Below are 21062 nucleotides of genomic sequence, written 5' to 3'. Positions count from 1 at the left end.
ATAAAATAAAAAAAGGGTGCTAAAGACCCACAACCTGCTTAAAAAGAAATTTTATTAAATGCTGCTTATCCACAGCCCATGACATGAGGTAAAATCAGCAAAATAGTGAAATTTGCTGTTCGTTTTATGGAAAAAAGACAAATTTGATATGTGCTTTTAAGATATCAGAATGTATGTTTTGATAGGCTTTTATTGCTTGCTTTGTAAGAAAGATAAAAAGCATATACCCCCCTATACCCCCAAAACCCCTACAAAACCTATGCTATAAGTTGAATTTACAGGTTGTAATGTTGATATAGATTGTTTTTTGAAAAGTTGATAAAAATTAACATATTGAAATATAGTGACTTTTATTTTGATTTTTAAAATATATAAAGAGGGGAATAAAAAGCACCTCCAAAACCCCCAAAACCTCCAAAACCAATAGATGGGAAGTGTTTTGAAGGTTTCATTTTATGAATACATAAGTTATATGTTTTATTGGAATTTAAAATTCATTCATTGAAATGTTTTATGACTTTTCACTAAAGGATGCCATTCATAGCGTATGGTAGGTCGACCGCCTTGGGAGTTATTGTCTCCAGAGATTTCACGAATATAATTGCAACGGCATAAAAGCTCTAAAGCTTGCTTCACAGCTTCATTGTCTTTTAAACATTTCCAATCACGTTTATAAACATCCCGTGCAGTAAAAACATTAGGTAAACAATCACAGCGCTTGACAAGCAAGTTTGCACTTTCTGTTGCTAATGTATCATGCGCCGCATAAAGACGTTTTGCATGGCTTATCAGATATTCTTCCCAATATAAGGCTCTCTCAAGAGCATTTCTATTGATTTCAAAACGACCCCCTTCGGTCAATTCAAAAATCAACGCAAGTGTTGGTATGGTTTTATCCATTTTCAAAAGATACGATTGTAAATTTGTAGAGAAATGACCACTATTTATTTTTTTCTGAAAATCTTCCCACCATACACGAAAGATCTCTTGGGCATCAGTAGAAAAGTGTATGGTTATCGGATGCTTTGGTGAGCCTAACGGTTTATCATAAAGAGAACGAAAGACCCCTTGATAGCTTTCCCATGCCTTTTGATTGGGAGGTCTATCCGTCCATAACCGCTTTTTTCGTTCGTCGGGCCATACAATCATTTGAAATCGTTGCATGAAACCATCATCATTTATTCCATGGCACATGGCTTGAATAATGGGAATAATGCGTGAGGGTTGAATGCCCCCAATAATGGAAATGGTTGCATTGGGAATATGAATGGTTCCACGTTCAATACGGTCATAGGTGTATGACGTATTGCCATTAAAAGCTGTTAGATAAAAGGCACGGTCTGTTTGGTATTCCTTTCTTTCCATATTAGCTAAAAACCCAGCCAATTCATCTCGTACCATCAAGAGACCACGGGGGTTTTCTTTTAAGAGTTCCCCAAGCTTTTCGACAGTCACATCGTTGACAATAAGACGTCGTTTATCAAGAGTGTTATCATCACTTTCTTTGTGTTCAATAGATTGTGAAAGAAGGGCAAGGGCTTGTTCCTCATCTTGATCTTTGAGTGCTTTATAGGCTTGTTTTTTCTTTTCTCGTTTATCTAATTCAATAAGAATATCTTTCTTTTCTTGCTGTTCTTTCTTCTTTAACCATTCTTGATGCCATTCCTCTTGAAAGGCATAGAGAGGAGTTAAAGCGGCTTGCATGGTAGGTGTTTTGAGTGTTGAAGGTTGCCCCACAAGAGCACCCCAGAGATTAGGAACAATTTTCCAATTATTATCATGTTTTTTGGGAGCAATCCGCACGCCATTGCCAATCACAGCAGCCAAGCCACATAAAGCAGAGATAGCAATAAAATCGATAGAAGATTGTTGAAGATCGGCAACCTCATAAATATAGTCCATTAATGGCATTGGAAGCTGTAATAAGCTAAAAGGCTCGACAGGTAAGAGAGCCGTAGCAATCGGTTTTAATTGCCCCCAACCATTTTGTTGCAAGGCTTGTTCATAAGGAATGGCTTTTAAACAAGTATTTTCGTTTAAAGAGACATTATCGTTATCATTGACGGGAGTATTTTCATTATTGTTTTGTAAATTACTATCTTTCATAGTTTCCCTCTTTTAAGAAAGTAATACGTTATTAAAATCCGTTCCTTTTGGAGCTTGCATCATAAAGACCTCAAAGCCATGGTTATAGGCACGCGCAGCGAGGGTAAAACCTGCTTTACGACCCGCATCATCGCCGTCCATTGCAATGGTGAGACGCCCTTTTGTAGGGGGTAAATTCACACGCATCATGCCACTGGTTGAAAGAGACGCCCATAAATTCACAGGCTCTGATAACAACCCAGACAGCAGAGACAGCCCCGTTTCAATGCCTTCACAAATAACCAGATGTTTTGGATTGGCTTGGCTTAAATGCACCCCACCACCCGTTACAGATCCCAACATGGCTTTTGCTGGTTTCTGATCTGTTTTGCAGCCATTGGCTTGTAAAAAGGTTCTATGAATGGCGAAAGAGCCAGCGCCCTTAACAAGAGCCACCAACGCGGGCAGTGTACCCCCAGAGGGGTATAGACACTTGTCGTGAAAACGTAAATCAGCAGGCAAATCACATGTAATACCCCGCATGCGTAAATAGGTTTCTGCTAAAGTATTTTTGATTGGTTGGCTTTGTTGCCAAATTGCTTTTGCTCTCTCTGCTTTCTGTTTTGCTCGTTTGAGATCAGCACAAAACTGTTTGGAGAAAGAGAGCGTCTGATCATAAGCTTGTTTTCCAAGCAATCCAATTCTAATGAGTGCTTGTATGATCTCTCTAAAAGAGCAGCCAGCATAACAATAGAGTAAGAGACGCCCATCATGTCCATTGGCAAGGGATAAGCTAGGCAGCCTATCATCATGAGCAGGGCAACGGGCTATTCCATAACGCCCATGCCAAACTCCACGTAATGCACAAGTAATTTTTTGAGCTGTTGTATGCAATGCATAAGCATTGCTTGTTGTAGCATTTGTAAAATGCATAAAATCCCTTCCTGCTACTTGCATTACAGGACAGATTCTGTTATTTCGGGATTTGCGAAAGTCGAAATACTTTGTCTGTCCTATAAGGCGAAGTTTTCTTTAGGCGGCGTCGTTGCCACGTTGGTTTTTTGCCTTTTCGATTACATCGCAAAGGTCAGATTGTAACCAGCGCGCTAAGGAACCAATCTTTAAAGGCTTTGGTACCGAGCCATCAGCGACCCGCCGCCAAAGTGTTGAAACGCTTATATTAAGTAGTTTTGCACTCTCACGTACTGTGAGGAGTGGTCCGTTTGGAATCATGGAATCCCCTTTATATTAAATGATAGAATCACTGTTTATTAACTATATATAAATAGCAATTCGTAGCAAACTTTTCCAGCAAAAAAACAATATCTTGTGATTTTTTATCAAGAGAAGCAATAATTTGTGATTGTATTATCCGTTATGGATAAAATAAGGAAAATGGAGACATAGAGCTATCCACAACTTTTATTGTTTTGATCAGTAACATAAGAAGCCCATCTATCCATAAAAATACGACGCTGTTCTAAATAGTCAGTCCGACGATAGGCACGCTCCACTTTTCCCCCAACCGTATGACCTAGAATGGTTTCAGCAACCTCATAAGGGGCATTGGTTGTTTCTGCGAGCCAATCACGTAAACTAGAGCGAAAACCATGCGGACAGGCTTCAAGTCCTGTTTTTTTCATGTATTGTAACATGCTGTTCTATGCAAGGGGACCACGACCGGTTGCAGAAAAAAGAAACCCATTACGAGATAAAAGGCGTGCTTGTTTAATCACTTTTAGTGCTTCTGATGATAAAGGAACGCGGAATTCTTCTGTAGCATCGCGTCGTCCTTTCATACTTTCAGCAGGAATGGTCCATATATCCCCATCAATCTGATCTTCATGCATATAGCGCAAAGGACGTGTACGAACGCCTGTAAGAATAAGAAAACGCAAAGCCAGTTGTGTCATTGTTGTTGTTTTGCAGAGTGACTGATAAAAGGCAGGAACATCTTTCCAGTCCATTGCTGGTAAATTTTGTGCTTTATGGCGTTGTTTCCCTAAGAGAGCCCGTGCTTTTATCGTTGCTTGTAAATCAACATCCAGCCCCAAAGCAGCAGCATGTTTGAGACAAATATTAAGACGATTTATTGCTTTCTCTGCGGTTGCAGCTTTTGCATGCCAGATGGGAGCAAGAACATTGCGTATCTCTGTTTGTGTAATTTCTGAAATAGGAATACAGCCTAATTTGGGGAGAATATAAAGTTGTAAAGGTAGAAACCAATTCCCAGCCTTGCCATCTCCTTTTAATTCAGCTTTACGACTTTCAAAAGCATCTAAGGCAATGTCTTTTAAATAATGGAGATTACTTATTGCCTCACGCTTTTGTTTCTCACGTTCTTTAATGGGATCACGCCCCTCATGCAAAACAGAACGCCATTGATTTGCTAATTCACGGGCTTTTTTTAAAGAAACATTTCGCAACGCACCCAAGCCCATTTCGCGGCGCCGACCATGAATGGTATAACGATAAAGCCATTGAGCACCACCATCTTTACGCTTATGGAGAAGCAAGCCGGCACCATCATTATATTTGCCAGCCCCCAATGTTGCGACAGCCCTTGCATTAAGACGATTCATAAGAGGCATTTTTACTCCTTTCTTTCCTCATTTTTACCCACACACCAGCCCCGCTTTTGACGTGCAAGCAAGTGATATTAATTGATTCAATCTGAGAGGGTTTGTGATGAGAAAATCTTACTATATTCGGAGTTATGATTCAAGTTGAAAAAGGATGATTTATTATTATAAATCAATGTGTTGCCAGACCCCGGAATACTAATGCGAGGGCGCTCGCAACCGGTGGGGACATCAAGTGAAAGCCAAAAATCTACATTTTTACGATATTTCTTTAGGCCAAAAAATTCGCTTCAGAAGAAACGTCATGGGTTTTTCTCAAAAACAATTAGGAAGTCATTTAGGCGTAACATTCCAACAAATCCAAAAGTATGAAAAAGGCTTAAATCGCGTAAGTGCAAGACGTTTACAGGAAATTGCTCATATATTAGATGTTCCCGTTTCCTTCTTTTATGCTGATAGCGCAAAAAAAGAAGAGAGCCCCTATCATTGTGATGACAGAATAGCAAGCAAAGCAGAATATTTACTTTTAAAAAATTTCAGAATACTGACCCGCAAAAAACAAAGAGCAATTTTGCAGTTGATTTCTGATGAAAAAATGACCCCTTATTTTCATAAATTCACTGAAAGGACAATCAACGTCCTTAATAATCTTGACAAGAATTGTGACTGTCTCCCCACACCTCATGAGAATGAAAATTCTTAATCTAATCTGATTTGTAAATAATCCGAATTCTAACGAGTTTAACTTAGAAATAGCACGTTGATTTATAATGATAATCTAACGTTATTGATATTGAATAAGTGTTTCGAATATCGTAAAATTCTTTCATTTCAAACGTGTTCTATATTGAATCAATCAAAATCTCTTGTTTGCACAACACAAGCAAAGTTGGCGTGTGAGTAAAAATGTACAAAAAGGCATACCTCTTATTGAATCGTCTCACATACCAAGAGCTGTAACGACATTGGGTGCTAAAAAATGTATGATGGTGCTAACTTGCTCTTTTATTAAACGTAAATATGGGAGTGTTCAACGGCTTTTCACTCATATGACTCACTTAAACAAAAGGCTCTCCAAACAAGCCTAAGAATATTCCCACACACTAAAAAAACACTTAAATATATCGAGAAAGATTAAAGATCTTATACCACCATACTACAAAGATTGATATTTATAGCAAAATAGGATTAAAGTAAAAATAAGAAATATAAAGTAAAAAATAGACACGAAAAAAATATATGTATAACTTTCATAAGAATTTATCTATATATGGATACTTAAGTTTATTCTGTTGTGCCATAAATTCTATCATTTAAGGTATGAGGGCATGAAGCACGCATACCTCCTTAAAAAATTCAAAAGTGTGAAGGTAAACAATTGACAGAAGATAAGGAATTCACTTAATTAAAGTGTTTTCTAAAGAGATAATAGCTTAGCGTAAAATATTCAATTTTTTCAATTCTGAAAGATTAAAAAAGACGTATCATTTGAAATAAAACAATTTATTGTGCTAACGATGATGATTGCTGTGCACAAAATTGAGTTGTTGAAAATCAAAAATATAATTTAATGATGTTCCTTGACCAACTCACTCTCTCCTGAGTATAGCACGGGGAATAAATGTGGAGAGACATGAGGAGTATATAGAAAATGAGTTTTAAAGTTGCAATTGTCGGCGCGACCGGAAATGTTGGTCGTGAAATGCTTACAATTTTAGAAGAACGTGGTTTTCCTGCGCATGAAATTGTCCCTCTAGCATCACGACGCTCATTAGGACAAGAAGTTTCTTATGGAGATAAAACTTTAAAAGTAAAAGCACTGGATACTTACGATTTTTCTGACACAGATTTTTGTCTTATGTCTGCGGGAGGAAGCATTTCCAAAGAATACGCCCCTAAAATCGCTGCTGCCGGCTGTGTCGTCATCGATAATTCCTCCACGTGGCGCTATGATGCCAATGTTCCGTTAATAGTCCCTGAAGTCAATGGCGAAGCTATAAATGCCTTTTCTAAGCGTAATATTATAGCAAATCCTAATTGTTCAACAATTCAACTGGTCTTAGCTTTAAAACCTCTCCATGATGCTGCAATCATTAAACGTGTTGTTGTCTCTACATATCAATCGGTTTCTGGAGCTGGTAAAGAAGGAATGGACGAACTTTTCGAACAATCACGTGCAGTTTTTGTTGCAGACCCAATTACATCAAAAAAATTCACTAAACGCATTGCCTTTAATGTCATTCCTCATATCGATGTTTTCATGGAAGATGGTTATACAAAAGAAGAATGGAAAATGACGGTTGAGACGAAGAAAATTCTCGATCCGAAAATTAAATTAACGGCCACTGCTGTTCGGGTCCCTGTCTTTATCGGTCATGCCGAAGCCGTCCATGTTGAATTTGAAAAACCACTAAGCGCATCTGAAGCACAAGCGCTCCTCCGCGATGCACCAGGCTGTCAGCTTATCGATAAACACGAAGATGGTGGTTATACCACACCTTATGAAGGTACCGGAGAAGATGATACCTTTATTAGTCGTGTTCGTGAAGATATCACCGTTGAAAATGGTTTAGCTTTCTGGGTTGTCGCCGATAATTTAAGAAAAGGAGCAGCATTGAATGCCGTTCAAATTGCTGAATTGCTCATTTCTCGTAATTTGATAAAGCCTAAGTCCGCAAATTAATGCCCTGTCCGAAAAGATGAAGAGCCCTAACCGGTCTGTCAAAAGTCCGGCTTCTCTTCAGTATAATCTTTTCCAGCTGAGGATTCATATCACCATCCTAAAGAACCGTAATACGAGGTATTGACAAATTTTACTCTGAATATCCTTGAATGCCTCACCACCTTAAGTTAAGCATTGCCGCCTTAATACCATTTTACGGTACAATAGGATCAGCAGCATAAGCATTTTTTGCTTTATGCTGCTGATCCTATTTGTCATTCCGGTTGTGAAATTAACTTTACCTTTATCGAGCAGGATAGGTCACGACACGGTAACGCGTTTCATTACGTTCAAAATTTTTGTAATTGACATTATTAGGAAAGGAGGGATTATAAGCACTCACGTGCTTTACAGAAACGCCTTGTGCTTTTTGCGACGGATTTAAAATTGTTCGTTCATCCCTTTTTTTAACACCTGTAGAATCGATAATCACATCTGTTCTGTATAGTTTTTGCATATTTTTCCGTGTTTTTTGAATCGCCGGAAGAGCTTTAAAGTCGGAAACAGCCTGTTTTACTTTTTCTTTTGGCGATTTTACCATGGCTTTTGATTTTACAGGCATCCTTTTAAAAGCAATGGTAGGAACATTGTTAACATTGACGTAACGTGCAGATGCCCAACCAACTTTTCCGTGATAACCAAGAGAACACCAAGTTTTATTGGATAGGCAGCCATAAATTTGCACTTTTGCTCCCATTGGAACCATTGCGATAACTTTATAAGCTGTCGCAGGACCTGTGCGTAAAGATACCTGACCTGATGCAACACGAGCAACTGTTCCTGTAATGGTTCCAGCTTCTGCGTGAAAAGCAGTCACAGCCACCTCTGACGCTCCCAAAGCCCATAAAATCATTGTTGTTGATAAAAATTTCTTTCTTAACATTATTTTTCTTCCTCTCTAAAACATGTGAAGGGCAAAATTTCGCCTTTACAAAAATTTGCCGCGTTTAAATCCAATGATCAGCAACCTTTATCCCCCCAAAGACCCCACAACATTGCAACAAAATCTCTCTTTATCGCCTACACGAACACGGCCTTTTGATCTTGATTGCGCAGTATGTTCTTCATGAATTTACGGCTAAAGCATCATCTGATTGTCCGGTTCTTCAACCAATCGTCCCTTAAAGAAGTTTTTTAAGTGTCATTGGTTCCCTCAACAAATGATTGCAATAGAAGAATTGATTGCCCGAATTTCAGAGCATTTCTGAGAATGAATGATGATCAGCCCTCAAAACAACTAAAATAGAAGGAAAAATAATACTCTTTGAAAAATAAAAGTGATTGAATATTCTCTAAAGCTTGTATAACTTTAAATCTCCCTAAAAAAATACAGAGCATATTGACACTTCCCTCAAAAAATCTCCTGGAAAAGAAAGTTAAAAGTACATGACATTAAAATTTTTTTCTCGTAGTCGGATTATAGGATTATTCCTCTCTCTCTTTGCTCTTTTTTTATCTACGGTCTTTGTCATGGCTACAGACAAATCAAAAATCAAACTTGGTATTATGGAAGGGCGAGATGCGATTATTTGGAAAACTGCTGCTGAACAGGCTAAAAAAGACGGTTTAGATATTGAACTCGTTTATTTTTCTGATTACGCTTTGCCTAATGACGCTGTTAACGCAGGAGAGATCGATGCGAATGCTTTTCAGCACGCCCCTTATCTTAATGAACAAATGAAACAACGTGGCTATAAACTTTCAATTGTCGGCTATACATTTATTGCTCCAATCGGTGTTTATTCACACAAAATAAAAGACTTAAAAGATCTTCGTGATGGTGCACATGTTGGTATTCCGAACGACCCATCTAATGGTGGAAGAGCCTTACTTCTTCTCAATTCTTTAGGTCTCATTAAATTAAAAGATCCTCATAATATTCTTGCATCTCCACTTGATATTATCGAAAATCCTAAAAACCTGCAAATTCGTGAGCTCGATGCCGGTATGTTAGGGCGAGCTATTGACGATTTTGATCTTGCAATTATAAACACAAACTGGGCTATTGTTTCCGGATTAAACTTCGAAAAAGATGTAGTCGCATGGGAGAGCGCAAAAAATAATCCTTATGATAATATCATCGTTGTACGCACGAGCGAAAAAGATGAGCCATGGGTTAAAAAATTAGTTGCCGCTTACAATAACGATCTTATCCGTGCAAAAATCAAAGAGATTTTTGGCAAAACCGCCCAAACATCTTGGTAATTGTGCCAAATATCCGAGTAATTGTGCCAAATGTCCGAGTAATTGTGAATGGAAAAACCTACTCTTATCTCCTTAAAAAACATCAGCCGTTGTTTTAACAAAACGGCTGGTATTCCGGTAATTAATAATCTCTCTTTAAATATCCATGCTGGTGAAATCCTTGGCATTATTGGGCGCAGTGGAGCAGGAAAATCAACACTTATCCGCTGTTTAAATGGGTTAGAGAAGATTGATGCAGGGTCCATTTTTTTTGAAGGTGTTGATATTTCCAATCTATCAGAGATAGAATGGGCGCCTTACCGTCAACGAATTGGGATGATTTTTCAACATTTCAATCTTCTCTCATCGCAAAATATTCTTGATAACATTGCATTGCCGCTTAAATTAAGTGGTGTAAGTAAAAAACAACGCCACAAACGTGCCCTTGAACTGATTGAATTGGTTGGGTTATCTGGGAAAGAATATTGCTATCCGGCACAATTGTCAGGGGGGCAAAAACAACGCGTTGGCATTGCTCGTGCGCTCGCTGCTAATCCTAAAATATTGTTATCAGATGAAGCTACCTCTGCTCTTGACCCTGAAACAACACAATCTATTCTAGAGCTCCTTGCTGATATTAATAAACACCTCAATCTCACGATTGTGCTCATCACCCATGAAATGGAAGTTGTGCGCACCATAGCGCATCGCGTTGTTGTTCTTAATCAGGGGAACATTGTAGAAGAAGGACGTGTGAAAGACATCTTTACATCACCGCAAGACGATACAACCATAGCCATGCTCAAGCTTGTCACCCCGCAACTTCCTGAAAAATTTGCGAAAAATCTCAAACCAATCGGGCGAGAAGCTGTCATTGAAATTAATATTGCCGGTGAAATTGCCCAGCAGCCTTTTCTTCATCTTCTAGAAAATGAGAGTGGTTTAAAAGCACGTATTTTGCATGGTGGCATTGATACAGTTCAAGATGAAACCATCGGGAGACTCTTCTTGGCTCTTCCTGGAGAAGATAAAGAAGCTTTAGAAAAAGCTGTTCAATGGTTAACGAAAAAAGGACGATATTGTGAGGTCTTAGGCTATGTTTAATGTTCTGTCTCATGAACTTCCCCAAGCTGTTATTGATACAATATTGATGACACTTAGTGCTTCTTTTATGGCATTTATTATAGGGCTTCCCCTTGGTCTTCTTCTTCACACAACAGCACGCGGGGGGATTTTTTCCTCATCTCTCATCAATCGCCCTTTAAGCATGATCATTGACAGTATTCGTGCCATTCCCTTTATTATTCTTGCATTTTATCTTCTTCCCGTTACGCGTATCGTTGTAGGAAGAGGGATAGGAATGCCTGCTGTAATTTTTATACTGACCATTTCAGCTATCCCTTTTTATGCACGCATGGCGGAACTCTCTTTTAAAACCGTTGAAAACGGTCTTATTGAAGCGATCCGCTCTATGGGGGCAAGCCGTCTTCAAATTATCAGACATGTTCTTATTCCTGAAGCTCTCCCTAGCCTGATTACAGGTTTTACAGTCATGGTCATTTCTCTCATAGGAGCCACCTCACTTGCTGGATATCTTGGTGGAGGCGGTTTAGGGGATATGGCAATCCGCTATGGCTATCAACGCTATAATACCTTCATCATGACCATCGTCATCATCCTTTTGATCATGCTCAATATTATAACCCAATGGACTTCTGATAAAATCGTACAAAAACTTGATAAAACAAAACATTAAAAGACTTAGAATTTCACATGCCAATACCATCATCCTCTTTGCCACTTCCAAAGTGCTTCCCCCTTGCCTATCGAAAACGCTCATAAGAGATTAGGAACTTTTTTCTTAAACAGTTTTTATCTCTCCCCATCCGTTTGTAAAATGAAAGAAAATAGTTTTAATTGATTGAATATAAAAGGGGATAAAATAAGAGATCTCACAGTATGTGAGACTCTCTCTTAACATAAAAATAATAAATTATCATGTCAAATTAAGACATTGGTCACGACCTTTCCCAACCTTAGAGAACATATTGAACTTATATAGAATCAACCAAAACCTCTCGCTTGCACGTTACAAGCGGGAAGAGCTGGGTGAGTAAAAACTATATAAGAAAGGAAGGAAGGCATGCCTCTTATGAATTATCTCAAGCGCCAAGACCTGTCTTACATTGGCGGTTAGCATATAATATGATGGTGTCTGCTTTCTTCTTTACAAAGCATAAAGATAGGGGTGCTCAATGGTTTTATCATTATACCATTCACAGGCGCCATTGCGAAATGGATGTAACAAGCGTTGAGAGATGTTTCTTTAAAATAAGCCCGTGAATTGACAACGCAAGTATATTCCATTTGAAGCGTTCTGTTTTACGTGATGGGTATGATCCCATTAAAGAACGCTATAAACAAAAGCGTGAAGCAATGCACTATCTACATTAAGAAACTCCTCTTCAAAACGATCTAGGAAAATAGCAACCTGCTATGGCCATCAACGCTATGATAGCTCCACTATATCTATCATCCTATAGATTATTCTCAATATTATCATTGAAGAAACTTCTAATAGAATTGTATAAAAATTTTATAAAATAAAGCACTCAAATAATCTAGATATTGGAAGGTTTTTCTTCCAAAATAGCAACAATAAGCCATTGAGCTGTAAGAGCTGGTTTTTTTAACTTTTCAATTTCCACCGTAACCCCATAATGGAAAACCACTCGACCAGAAGGGCGAATTTCTGCGTCGTCTAACACAAAACGCGCACGTATCCGTACCCCTGTTTTCACAGGACTCATGAAGCGTACTTTATCGAAACCATAATTAATCCCCATTGTGCTCCCTTCTAACTCTGGAAGCGCCTCATAAGCGAGCGTAGACAAAAGCGATAATGTTAAAAAACCATGAGCAATCGTGCCGCCAAAAGGTGTCTTTTTAGCCTTTTCCTCATCAACGTGTATCCATTGATGATCATCTGTAGCACATGCAAACTGATTAATCATATCCTGTGTAACAAGACGCCACTCCGATAATCCCATTTCTTTCCCAATAAAACTGGTGACATCTTGTACTGCTATTTTTTGCTGCATAACGCTATTCCTATTTTATTTGATAAAAGCAACCACCCCTCTTGCTTTTATAAAATCCATTGATTAGAGCATCAAGAATAAAAGATTAATTGTCTTAAAAACAAATGCACTTTATGAATGAGAAAAGTTCTTTAGCAGAATAGTTTTCAAATGGGAAAAAAGAATGGCAAGCAATGTGAACCTAACAGGTTTAGCGCATGATTTAACACAACGTGCAGAAAAGCATCCCCCCATCCGTATTGGACTGATTGGTTGTGGTGAAATGGGCACAGATTTATTATCAAGTATTGCACATATGGATGGTATAACAGTCGCAGCTGTAGCCACTAGAACGCCGTCACGTATTTTTGATGCCGCTACACTAGCCTATGGCGAGGGTGGACATGTCTGTGAAGTTGAAAATACTTATGCTCTCACGCAAAGCATTGAAAAAGGTTTGATTGCAGCAACAGATGATATTAACCTTGTTTTACGTCATGAACAAATTGATATTATCGTTGATGCAACAGGCTATCCCGAAGCAGGAGCAGAAATTGGTATTAAAGCGCTTGAGAATAACAAACATCTTGTCATGATGAATGTTGAAGCAGATGTTACAATTGGCGCTTATCTCAAACATGAAGCAGAAAAACGAGGGCTTATTTATACACTTGGTGCCGGCGATGAACCAACTGCTTGTATGGAACTCATAGAATTTGTTTCAGCCCTTGGACATAAGATTGTTGCAGCTGGTAAAGGAAAAAATAATCCTCTGCGCTTTGATGCTACACCTGACGCTTACGAAGAAGAAGCATACCGGCGTAATATGAATGTGCGCATGTTGGTCGAATTTATTGATGGTTCCAAAACGATGGTTGAAATGGCAGCCATTGCCAATGCCACCGGACTTCTCCCCGATTGCCCAGGAATGCATGGACCACGAGCAGCGCTACAAGATTTAAACAAAGTGCTTATTCCAAAACAAGATGGGGGCATTTTACAGCAATATGGTGTTGTAGATTATTCAATAGGTCCAGGTGTTTCACCTGGTGTCTTTGTCATTGCCGAAATAGCACACCCGCGTTTACGCGAACGTATGGAAGATTTAAAAATTGGTCAGGGGCCTTACTTCACCTTTCATCGCCCCTATCATTTAACAGCAATGGAAGTTCCCCTCACCTGCGCACGTATTATGCTTTATGGCAAAAAAGATATGGTTCCTCTTAGCCATCCCGTAGTAGAAGTCTGTGCTGTTGCTAAAAAAGATTTACATCCAGGTGATCAGCTAGACTTTATCGGTCTTTATACTTATCGTGCTTGGATAATGAACATTGCAGAAGCACGCGCTCACCACGCCATTCCTTGTGGTCTTTTGGAAAAAGCAACAGTAACAGCCGCAATTAAAAAAAACGAACTCATTACAGTACATAATACTGCTATTCGTGAAGATCAATGGATTGCACGTCTTCGTGCTAAACAAGACCTTTTACTTCATTGCCCTTCTTCCGCTAAGCTATAAACACTCCTAAATTACTTTACTTAACAGTATCCTTCCCTTACGCAACAGAACAACCCAGAATACACTTGTATCAAAAATTCAGGCTTCTGTTTTAATAAAAGCATTTTCCAACGACGCACATCCCCACTTCGCTCTCACAATATATCCCGTAAATGCGACAGTATAAACCACCCCATGAGATGGCATAAGGTTCATTGTGTATCACTATCTTTGCTCTATAAAGCTACAAACTGGCATCATCATTTTATTTGCCAATATTACAACAGCGCATAGCACTTGAGATGATTAATGAGAAGAATTTTTACTCTTTTTTCTTTAATAATTTTGTCCATACACGAACACAACTTGTTATACGTAAAAAATACTTTTGATGGATTTAACATCAAACAAATTTGAAATGATAAATAATAATTTCTCATTTTTCTTATTGCATGAGAGCCATGAATACAGGGATATTTTTTATTTTATCCCCTTATGAAAGATAAAAAAATTTAAAAAGGATAAAATATACCTTTGATGAATAATCTTCATATGAGAGAAGGTAGACAATATTAAAAGGCTGTTAAAGAGAGTGAGTATACTAGCCTTATTACTAGGATAATAACCATAGACTATAAAAAATCAGGTTACACTACTTTGTAAAAAAAATATAAATGTAAAACATTGAACTTTAATAATGTTAATAAAAGCTACATTTATTATTAAGAATAGTAATTTTATTATCAAATACAGTATAAATGATTTCAAGTATGTATTTTTTTCAACATAATGAAATGAACAAAAAAGTCATCGACTTTATCGATGATCTTTCTATTAAAGTGTAACGAATATTCCCCAAAGAGATAAAACAGCACCTAATACATCCCCAATACATAAAGAAGCAAGAAGTGATAAAATACCTACCCCCCCCCAAAAAGCTGAACCTGAAAAGGCAGCAGCTTTTTCAGCTTTCCCCAAAGCAATACCATCTTGTTCCTCAACGCCTTGAATAACTGCTCTATTCACAGTTTTAATAGCTACATTTTTTTCTAATGTAGAAATAGTAATTGCCATTCTCTCTTGAAATTGATTTTTTAAAAAACTTGCATTTCCCGCTATAGTTTGTACAAAAAAAAGAATAAATAGTGTAAAAGTGAATGAACATACACGATTTTTAAATATTTTAAACATAGCTTTCTTTGCTCCTCTTTTTCTTCACTGAAAAAATGAAGTAATCTTCACATATATAAAAAACAAAACTTATATTTAATCATTTATATAATCAGACATAATAAAACATTATATGTAATTTTGTTATTACAATATAACACATTATGTATTACATGTAAATACACAAAAAACAATAAATGATAAAAACGATTTATTCCTTTTACATTATAATAACTTAAGATACTAACAGTAATATTTTGTCATTTTTTATTTCTATTCTTAAAAGTAATAATAATTTATAAAATTTCTCATTATAATAAATATTAAAAAACAAATTCATTTAAAAAGTTAAATAATAGAGATTTTATAAATAATTTAAAATGAAGTTTTAAAGAACTATATCATTTAAAACTGTCAATATAATGATAATACTTATATATTATTTAAATAAAAACAAAAATAGAATATTGTTAGTGAATCTTTTATTATATAACTCATCAGTAATATTGAAACATAAAATTGGTAGCGAATAAAAACCTTGATCTAAAACAAGTTTATCCTAATAAATAAACCTTAAAATAGTGTACTCTTTTTCTATAAAACAGGTATAAATTATAAAAAGCAATTAAGATCTCTATTTTCAAATGGAAGAGACGTTAATAAAATGATTCTCAACTTTTACTGATATATAAAAAGAAAAAAATACTGCTAGCATCTTAAAAAAGGTAATTCAGCCCCCTTTATCCCATACAGCATAAAGAACACAAAATATTGACTTTCAAACCTAATAAAACAAACGCATGAAATAAGTAAATCTATCAGATTTACAAAAAAATTATAAGCAATACTAGAACACCAACAAACTACCTAAAACCAGATAAAAAGAGAGTCATGAAAAATGAGATGATCCCCAAAATACTGAAAAAACTTTCTTTCTTAATTTTCATAAAAGTTATTCCATATTTTTCGTCAATATTGTAGATCACAACCATATTTATATTTTAAGTAATTATATTTACTCTATATTAGTAACAAATAATTCTCTTTGAACGAAATTTTTAGCAATATTCACATAACTGTCTTCAATTTGTGCAAAATAAATAATAATAATAAAGAATTAATCAAATTCTTGAAAGAAAAGGAATAGAGAAACTTACTAAAAAATTGCATTTTTAAAATACCAACTTAAGTAAGCACATTGAAAAAATAACGCCATGAAAACTGATATTGAATGATAAATTCATCAACCGATCACTTTAATCGCAAAATATTAATCTATAATAATAATTTATTGTTTTGCATGTTGAATGAGAAAGCTGACGATTATAAAACTCTCTTAATTTTAACTCTGTTTATATTGAATCAATCAAATTTCTTCACTTGCAAATCACAAACGAGATCGGTGTGTGTGTGTGTAAACACACTTGAAGAAAGGAAAATATCACTTATGAGGTATTTTAACTAACAAGCGCTGTTAACACAGTATTGAAAACTAGCAAAGTGAATGATGATACCCATTTTTACTTTAAAAGTGTAAATATGGTGGAACACAATAGATTTTATATTATAAGGCTTTATCGTTATACTATTCACGGGCGCCGTTGCAAAATAGGCTTGGATACCTTGAGAAATGTTTCTTTAAAACAAAAGCGTCAATGTGCAACACAATGGCGTTCTGTTTATTATGTATCCAACGGTGTTTCTTACTGAATCATCTTATAAACTGCTCTATGAGATTACAAATTTATCTTACGTGAATTCTTCCCTTTATATTTATTTTTTCTCATGAACACTAAAATCTGTTAAGACACTATCCAAAGTAAAATCAATCAACAAATATTTCTATTCTTTTGTAATATACAGATAATTGAATAGAATTCCTGATTGCAACAAAAGTCTGTACTATTGTAATAATAGAAATACTTTGATCATCCTCGCTCTATAATAAAAAAAGAATATGTAATTTACAGAAAAAATTACATTTTTAATAAATAATGAAAAATAATTTTTTCATTATTTATGTGAAATATTTAATATGCATAAATATTTACTTATTAAAAAATGATAATATACATCAGAAATACTTACAAAAGACAACTATCTTGAGAAAGATAGCCTAATATTACAGAAAAGTTGCGTTGGCATTGCTCAATAAAAGCTTCTCTATTTTTAACAAAGCTCTCATTTTTATGCATCCATATGTGATGTAAAAAGACGCCTATTTGCGTTTCTCTTATAGATAGATTAAATAGTGACAGCACCTTCGATCACTTTGTCTATGTTAACTTCTCTTTTAGGCAATAATTTATGGTATCTAACAGGCCTTTTCTCGCTCTTTTACCTTTGGGCGCACACGAATATCACGGAGAGCACCTTCCTTTCGAAACCGACTGGATTATTGCTGAAGCTTTTGCAAAAGCCCTCACTTTACAAACAAAAGAGCAGTTTCATATCGCACTTTTACCGGTTGAAAAGATTGGCTATTCTATAGAACATATGGATGTTACAGGTACACAAACTCTTACCTTTTCCGATGCGATTAAGCGATGGATAAAGATTGGTGAAAACTGTTATCACAAAGGGATCAACCGTCTTCTTCTTCTCAATGCTCACGGAGGCAATTCACCTTTAATGAGCATCGTTATCACCGAATTACGAAGGCGCCTTTCCATGCTCGCTGTAGCAACAAGCTGGAGCCGTTTTGGTTTACCACAAGGTCTCATAGAGCCGTCTCAACAACATCTTGATATCCATGGAGGCTTTATCGAAACCTCTCTCATGCTCTATTTAGCACCAGAAAAAGTCCATATGGAAAAGGCAAAAAATTTTCATAATAAACAAGCGGATATGATTGCCAATTATCGATATTTACGTGCTTATGGTCCTCATGCCTTTGGTTGGACAATGCGAGATCTGAACACGCAAGGTGCGGCAGGAAACGCAAGCAAAGCAACACCACAAGCCGGTGAAGCAATCTTTTCTCATGTTCTGTCTCAGCTTCGTGATTTACTTGATGATATCAATCGATTTAACATAAACACATGGCAATAAAGAACAATAAAAGGTCTCTCCATGGAAACGACACACCCAAAAAAACTTCCCGTTACGGTTCTCACAGGCTATCTTGGTGCTGGAAAAACCACCCTTCTCAACCGCATTCTCAGTGAAAATCATGGCAAACGTTATGCCGTCATTGTCAATGAATTTGGTGAAATTGGTATTGATAATGACCTGATCATTGAATCAGACGAAGAAATTTATGAAATGAATAATGGCTGTGTTTGCTGCACCGTACGTGGTGATCTCATTCGCATTCTGGAAAGTCTGATGCAACGTTCTCATCGATTTGATGCGATCATTATAGAAACGACAGGGCTTGCTGATCCCGTTCCTGTAGCACAGACCTTTTTCATGGATGATACTATCCATGAAAAAACAGCTCTCGACAGTGTCATAGCGGTTGTTGATGCAAAGCATTTTCCCTCTCAACTGAAAACAAGTCTTGAAGCTGAAGATCAAATTGCCTTCGCGGATATTATTCTTTTAAATAAGATTGATCTTGTCACCCAACAAGAACGCAGCCATGCTGAATCCCTTATTCTCGCCATTAATCCCAGAGCCATAATTTACGCAACAGAGCGCGTTAACATCCCTGTTGATAAACTCCTCGATCGTGGCTTCTTTGATCTCCAACGCACTTTAGATAATGATCCCCATTTTCTTGACCATCATCACGCAGACCATGTATGTGGTCCCGATTGTAATCATGATCATGACCATCATCACGCATCCCCCATTCATGATATTACCATCACTTCTGTAAGTTTAAAAACAGATGTTCTGCAACCAGAAAAGTTTTTCCCTTGGATCCAGCAGGTTACACAGCAACAAGGACCTGATATATTGCGCCTTAAAGGCATTATCGCCTTTCAAGGAGACGATGATCGTTACGTCATTCAAGGAATACATATGCTTCTTGAGGGACAACATCAACGCCCATGGCGTGAAGATGAAAAACGAGAAAGTCGCCTTGTTTTTATAGGACGCTCTCTTGATGCTGAAAAATTAAAAACTGGTTTTGAAAATTGCGCATAAGTGAGTGATAATGCCAAACATTACCCATTATGATCTCAAAAGTTACTGCCTTTCCTGCGGTTTTATAGGCAATAAACCAGCCTTTGTTTCCGTAGAAGGTTTCATTGTTTTTTTTAATCCAGCCCCACAAATCGTTGAAGTTCACCAAGGAATAATTTCAAGCCATTTTTCCCATGACAATACCGCGATCATCACCGGTGGAGAAGATGGAAAAGTCTGTCAAACAACCGCAGCAGATCACACGGAAGTGTTAAGCCAAAAAGAACGCAAATGGATAAATAACGTTGCTTTTGGTCCACAAAAAGCTTTTGCTTTTTCCTCCTCACGTTTCGCATTTGCGCATGTTGGAAAAGAACAACAAGAGCTCACACATGAACGTAGTGTAGAAGGCCTCGCTTTTGCCCCAAAGGGTTTACGACTTGCCGTTGCCCATTACAATGGAGTCACTCTTCATTGGTTATCAACGCAAGTATCTCCCACCACATTGGTATGGAAAGGAGCTCATTGTGGCGTCACCTTTTCACCAGACAACCGCTATGTCATTTCTACGATGCAAGAAAACGCTTTACACGGTTGGCGTCTCACTGATAATCAACATTTACGGATGAGTGGCTACCCAAGCAAAGTCAAAAGCTGGTCTTGGAGCGCAAAAGGAAAATGGCTAGCAACATCAGGTGCCTCTGCCGCAATTGTTTGGCCCTTTCATACAAAAGATGGCCCCATGGGAAAAACACCTCTAGAACTAGGCACACGAGCAAATGCGCTTGTTAGCACCGTTTCATGCCACCCAAACAAAGAAATTGTAGCAATAGGCTTCAATGATGGAATGATTTTAGCGGCACATTTTCATGATGGAAAAGAAGTCCTTCTAAAAGGTTATGGGAAAAGCGCTATCTCAGCACTTAACTGGGATCAAGCAGGGCAAAACCTCTCCTTCGGTAGCGAAAATGGTGAATGTGGTATAATCAAGATCACTGATTAAATTAAGCACCCAAAAGCGCAATCATCGCCGATAAAGAATGCCCACACAATCCTCCAGAAATCTTATCCCCTTGAATCTCTAGAGCTCTCAGAAATCCTATCTCCCTAATCTCCCCCCCCAAAGTCTCCTAAAATCTTCCTAATCATTAAATCTTCCCTTTTCCTTTCCTTCCCCCCTTTAGACAAGAAAATACCTTAGACATGTTTTTTGACCTTTTAACATTGCTACCCCCATACAAGAATAAAAACATCACCCCTAAGACCGAAAACCCACTCCCTATCAACATCTATATAGGCTACATACTTCCACAAAAGCATTTTTCTTAAAAATTCGGCAAAAAATAGCTGATATCATCATTAAAACAACGATTTATTCCTACGATCAGAAGAATGGAATTCAACACTATTTTCCTAAATAAAATTTTTTTGATTTCCCTCTCTAAAGAGCAAGGTTGCCTACTAGCAGCCTTCTAAACTGCAGTTTTTTTCCTAGAAAATTCCATCTAATAATCATTTCATAGAGTTTCTATCACCGTCTTCTGTTCCGGTATCTCCTTCATCTCCAGATTTTGTCCCCACTCCTTCTGCCCTGTTGAACCTGCACGTCCTTCTGTACCAATTGTTCCAGAGGACCATTCTTTTGTGCAACCTATGCCTGCACCGTT

Annotated in this window: 16 protein-coding genes and 1 pseudogene; 10 read left to right on the top strand and 7 right to left on the bottom strand. The window is 37.2% G+C overall.

Annotation, left to right across the window (positions count from 1 at the left end):
• Window positions 1–498 precede the first annotated feature (498 nt).
• From ACFILA_RS08175 to ACFILA_RS08160, 4 genes and pseudogenes are all read right to left on the bottom strand, one after another.
• Window positions 499–2106, bottom strand: coding sequence for a YfjI family protein (locus ACFILA_RS08175; RefSeq protein WP_375660967.1), 1608 nt, complete (start codon window positions 2104–2106; stop codon window positions 499–501).
• Window positions 2107–2118: 12 nt separating this feature from the next.
• Complete coding sequence (locus ACFILA_RS08170) at window positions 2119–3018, bottom strand: toprim domain-containing protein (protein ID WP_375660186.1); 900 nt, start codon at window positions 3016–3018, stop codon at window positions 2119–2121.
• Window positions 3019–3117: 99 nt separating this feature from the next.
• A complete protein-coding gene (locus ACFILA_RS08165) occupies window positions 3118–3318 on the bottom strand; it encodes an AlpA family transcriptional regulator (RefSeq protein ID WP_015856773.1) in 201 nt (66 codons plus the stop codon).
• 176 nt (window positions 3319–3494) lie between these two features.
• Window positions 3495–4676, bottom strand: a pseudogene (locus ACFILA_RS08160) (tyrosine-type recombinase/integrase).
• 226 nt (window positions 4677–4902) lie between these two features.
• Between ACFILA_RS08160 and ACFILA_RS08155 the strand changes: the two are divergent.
• Window positions 4903–5370, top strand: coding sequence for a helix-turn-helix transcriptional regulator (locus ACFILA_RS08155; RefSeq protein ID WP_273791467.1), 468 nt, complete (start codon window positions 4903–4905; stop codon window positions 5368–5370).
• Between the two features lie 948 nt (window positions 5371–6318).
• Window positions 6319–7350, top strand: a complete 1032-nt coding sequence (locus tag ACFILA_RS08150) for an aspartate-semialdehyde dehydrogenase (RefSeq protein ID WP_273791468.1) — start codon at window positions 6319–6321, stop codon at window positions 7348–7350.
• A gap of 283 nt (window positions 7351–7633) precedes the next feature.
• On the opposite strand, the gene ACFILA_RS08145 is transcribed toward ACFILA_RS08150, so the two are convergent.
• Window positions 7634–8272 (bottom strand): SH3 domain-containing protein, encoded by a 639-nt coding sequence (locus tag ACFILA_RS08145; protein WP_273791469.1) that lies wholly within the window; start codon window positions 8270–8272, stop codon window positions 7634–7636.
• 503 nt (window positions 8273–8775) lie between these two features.
• Here ACFILA_RS08145 and ACFILA_RS08140 point away from each other — a divergent pair.
• Genes ACFILA_RS08140 through ACFILA_RS08130 form a run of 3 tightly spaced genes read left to right on the top strand, consistent with a single transcriptional unit; the run spans window position 8776 to window position 11329 of the window.
• The gene (locus tag ACFILA_RS08140) at window positions 8776–9594 is read left to right on the top strand and encodes a MetQ/NlpA family ABC transporter substrate-binding protein (protein WP_273791470.1); all 819 of its coding nucleotides are present in this window, start codon (window positions 8776–8778) and stop codon (window positions 9592–9594) included.
• A 48-nt stretch (window positions 9595–9642) separates the two neighbouring features.
• Window positions 9643–10677 (top strand): methionine ABC transporter ATP-binding protein, encoded by a 1035-nt coding sequence (locus ACFILA_RS08135; RefSeq protein ID WP_273791471.1) that lies wholly within the window; start codon window positions 9643–9645, stop codon window positions 10675–10677.
• Complete coding sequence (locus ACFILA_RS08130; RefSeq protein WP_015856780.1) at window positions 10670–11329, top strand: methionine ABC transporter permease; 660 nt, start codon at window positions 10670–10672, stop codon at window positions 11327–11329. The genes ACFILA_RS08135 and ACFILA_RS08130 overlap by 8 nt, the downstream gene beginning before the upstream one ends.
• Window positions 11330–12194: 865 nt before the next feature.
• Here ACFILA_RS08130 and ACFILA_RS08125 read toward each other — a convergent pair.
• Window positions 12195–12674 carry a MaoC family dehydratase gene (locus ACFILA_RS08125; RefSeq protein ID WP_273791472.1) on the bottom strand — a complete coding sequence of 160 codons (480 nt, stop codon included), beginning with the start codon at window positions 12672–12674 and terminating at the stop codon, window positions 12195–12197.
• Window positions 12675–12837: 163 nt separating this feature from the next.
• On the opposite strand from ACFILA_RS08125, the gene ACFILA_RS08120 reads away from it, so the two are divergent.
• Window positions 12838–14172 carry an NAD(P)H-dependent oxidoreductase gene (locus ACFILA_RS08120; RefSeq protein ID WP_273791473.1) on the top strand — a complete coding sequence of 445 codons (1335 nt, stop codon included), beginning with the start codon at window positions 12838–12840 and terminating at the stop codon, window positions 14170–14172.
• A gap of 813 nt (window positions 14173–14985) precedes the next feature.
• Here the strand turns inward: ACFILA_RS08120 and ACFILA_RS08115 are convergent.
• Window positions 14986–15225, bottom strand: a complete 240-nt coding sequence (locus ACFILA_RS08115) for a hypothetical protein (protein WP_375660966.1) — start codon at window positions 15223–15225, stop codon at window positions 14986–14988.
• A gap of 1638 nt (window positions 15226–16863) precedes the next feature.
• Here ACFILA_RS08115 and ACFILA_RS08110 point away from each other — a divergent pair.
• From ACFILA_RS08110 to ACFILA_RS08095, 4 genes are all read left to right on the top strand, one after another.
• Window positions 16864–17031: a hypothetical protein gene (locus tag ACFILA_RS08110; RefSeq protein WP_375659710.1), complete on the top strand. Its 168-nt coding sequence runs from the start codon at window positions 16864–16866 to the stop codon at window positions 17029–17031.
• 597 nt (window positions 17032–17628) lie between these two features.
• On the top strand, window positions 17629–18372 hold the full coding sequence (locus ACFILA_RS08105) for a creatininase family protein (protein WP_375637763.1): 744 nt from the start codon (window positions 17629–17631) through the stop codon (window positions 18370–18372).
• Between the two features lie 21 nt (window positions 18373–18393).
• Complete coding sequence (locus ACFILA_RS08100) at window positions 18394–19416, top strand: CobW family GTP-binding protein (protein ID WP_375660965.1); 1023 nt, start codon at window positions 18394–18396, stop codon at window positions 19414–19416.
• 10 nt (window positions 19417–19426) lie between these two features.
• Window positions 19427–20398, top strand: coding sequence for a WD40 repeat domain-containing protein (locus ACFILA_RS08095; protein WP_375660964.1), 972 nt, complete (start codon window positions 19427–19429; stop codon window positions 20396–20398).
• Window positions 20399–21062: the final 664 nt, after the last annotated feature.

The sequence above is a fragment of the Bartonella sp. CL71SXKL genome (assembly GCF_042194935.1).
Taxonomy (GTDB): Bacteria; Pseudomonadota; Alphaproteobacteria; order Rhizobiales; family Rhizobiaceae; genus Bartonella.
Note: the sequence above shows the minus strand (reverse complement) of the source record. Positions and strands in the feature narration are given on the sequence as shown.

Coding starts and splice junctions, on each gene's coding strand:
- ACFILA_RS08130 (WP_015856780.1), top strand. CDS start 10,670: ATGTTTAATGTTCTGTCTCATGAACTTCCCCAAGCTGTTATTGATACA.
- ACFILA_RS08105 (WP_375637763.1), top strand. CDS start 17,629: ATGGTATCTAACAGGCCTTTTCTCGCTCTTTTACCTTTGGGCGCACAC.
- ACFILA_RS08115 (WP_375660966.1), bottom strand. CDS start 15,225: ATGGCAATTACTATTTCTACATTAGAAAAAAATGTAGCTATTAAAACT.
- ACFILA_RS08175 (WP_375660967.1), bottom strand. CDS start 2,106: ATGAAAGATAGTAATTTACAAAACAATAATGAAAATACTCCCGTCAAT.
- ACFILA_RS08140 (WP_273791470.1), top strand. CDS start 8,776: ATGACATTAAAATTTTTTTCTCGTAGTCGGATTATAGGATTATTCCTC.
- ACFILA_RS08135 (WP_273791471.1), top strand. CDS start 9,643: ATGGAAAAACCTACTCTTATCTCCTTAAAAAACATCAGCCGTTGTTTT.
- ACFILA_RS08125 (WP_273791472.1), bottom strand. CDS start 12,674: ATGCAGCAAAAAATAGCAGTACAAGATGTCACCAGTTTTATTGGGAAA.
- ACFILA_RS08120 (WP_273791473.1), top strand. CDS start 12,838: ATGGCAAGCAATGTGAACCTAACAGGTTTAGCGCATGATTTAACACAA.
- ACFILA_RS08100 (WP_375660965.1), top strand. CDS start 18,394: ATGGAAACGACACACCCAAAAAAACTTCCCGTTACGGTTCTCACAGGC.
- ACFILA_RS08170 (WP_375660186.1), bottom strand. CDS start 3,018: ATGCATTTTACAAATGCTACAACAAGCAATGCTTATGCATTGCATACA.
- ACFILA_RS08095 (WP_375660964.1), top strand. CDS start 19,427: ATGCCAAACATTACCCATTATGATCTCAAAAGTTACTGCCTTTCCTGC.
- ACFILA_RS08145 (WP_273791469.1), bottom strand. CDS start 8,272: ATGTTAAGAAAGAAATTTTTATCAACAACAATGATTTTATGGGCTTTG.
- ACFILA_RS08150 (WP_273791468.1), top strand. CDS start 6,319: ATGAGTTTTAAAGTTGCAATTGTCGGCGCGACCGGAAATGTTGGTCGT.
- ACFILA_RS08165 (WP_015856773.1), bottom strand. CDS start 3,318: ATGATTCCAAACGGACCACTCCTCACAGTACGTGAGAGTGCAAAACTA.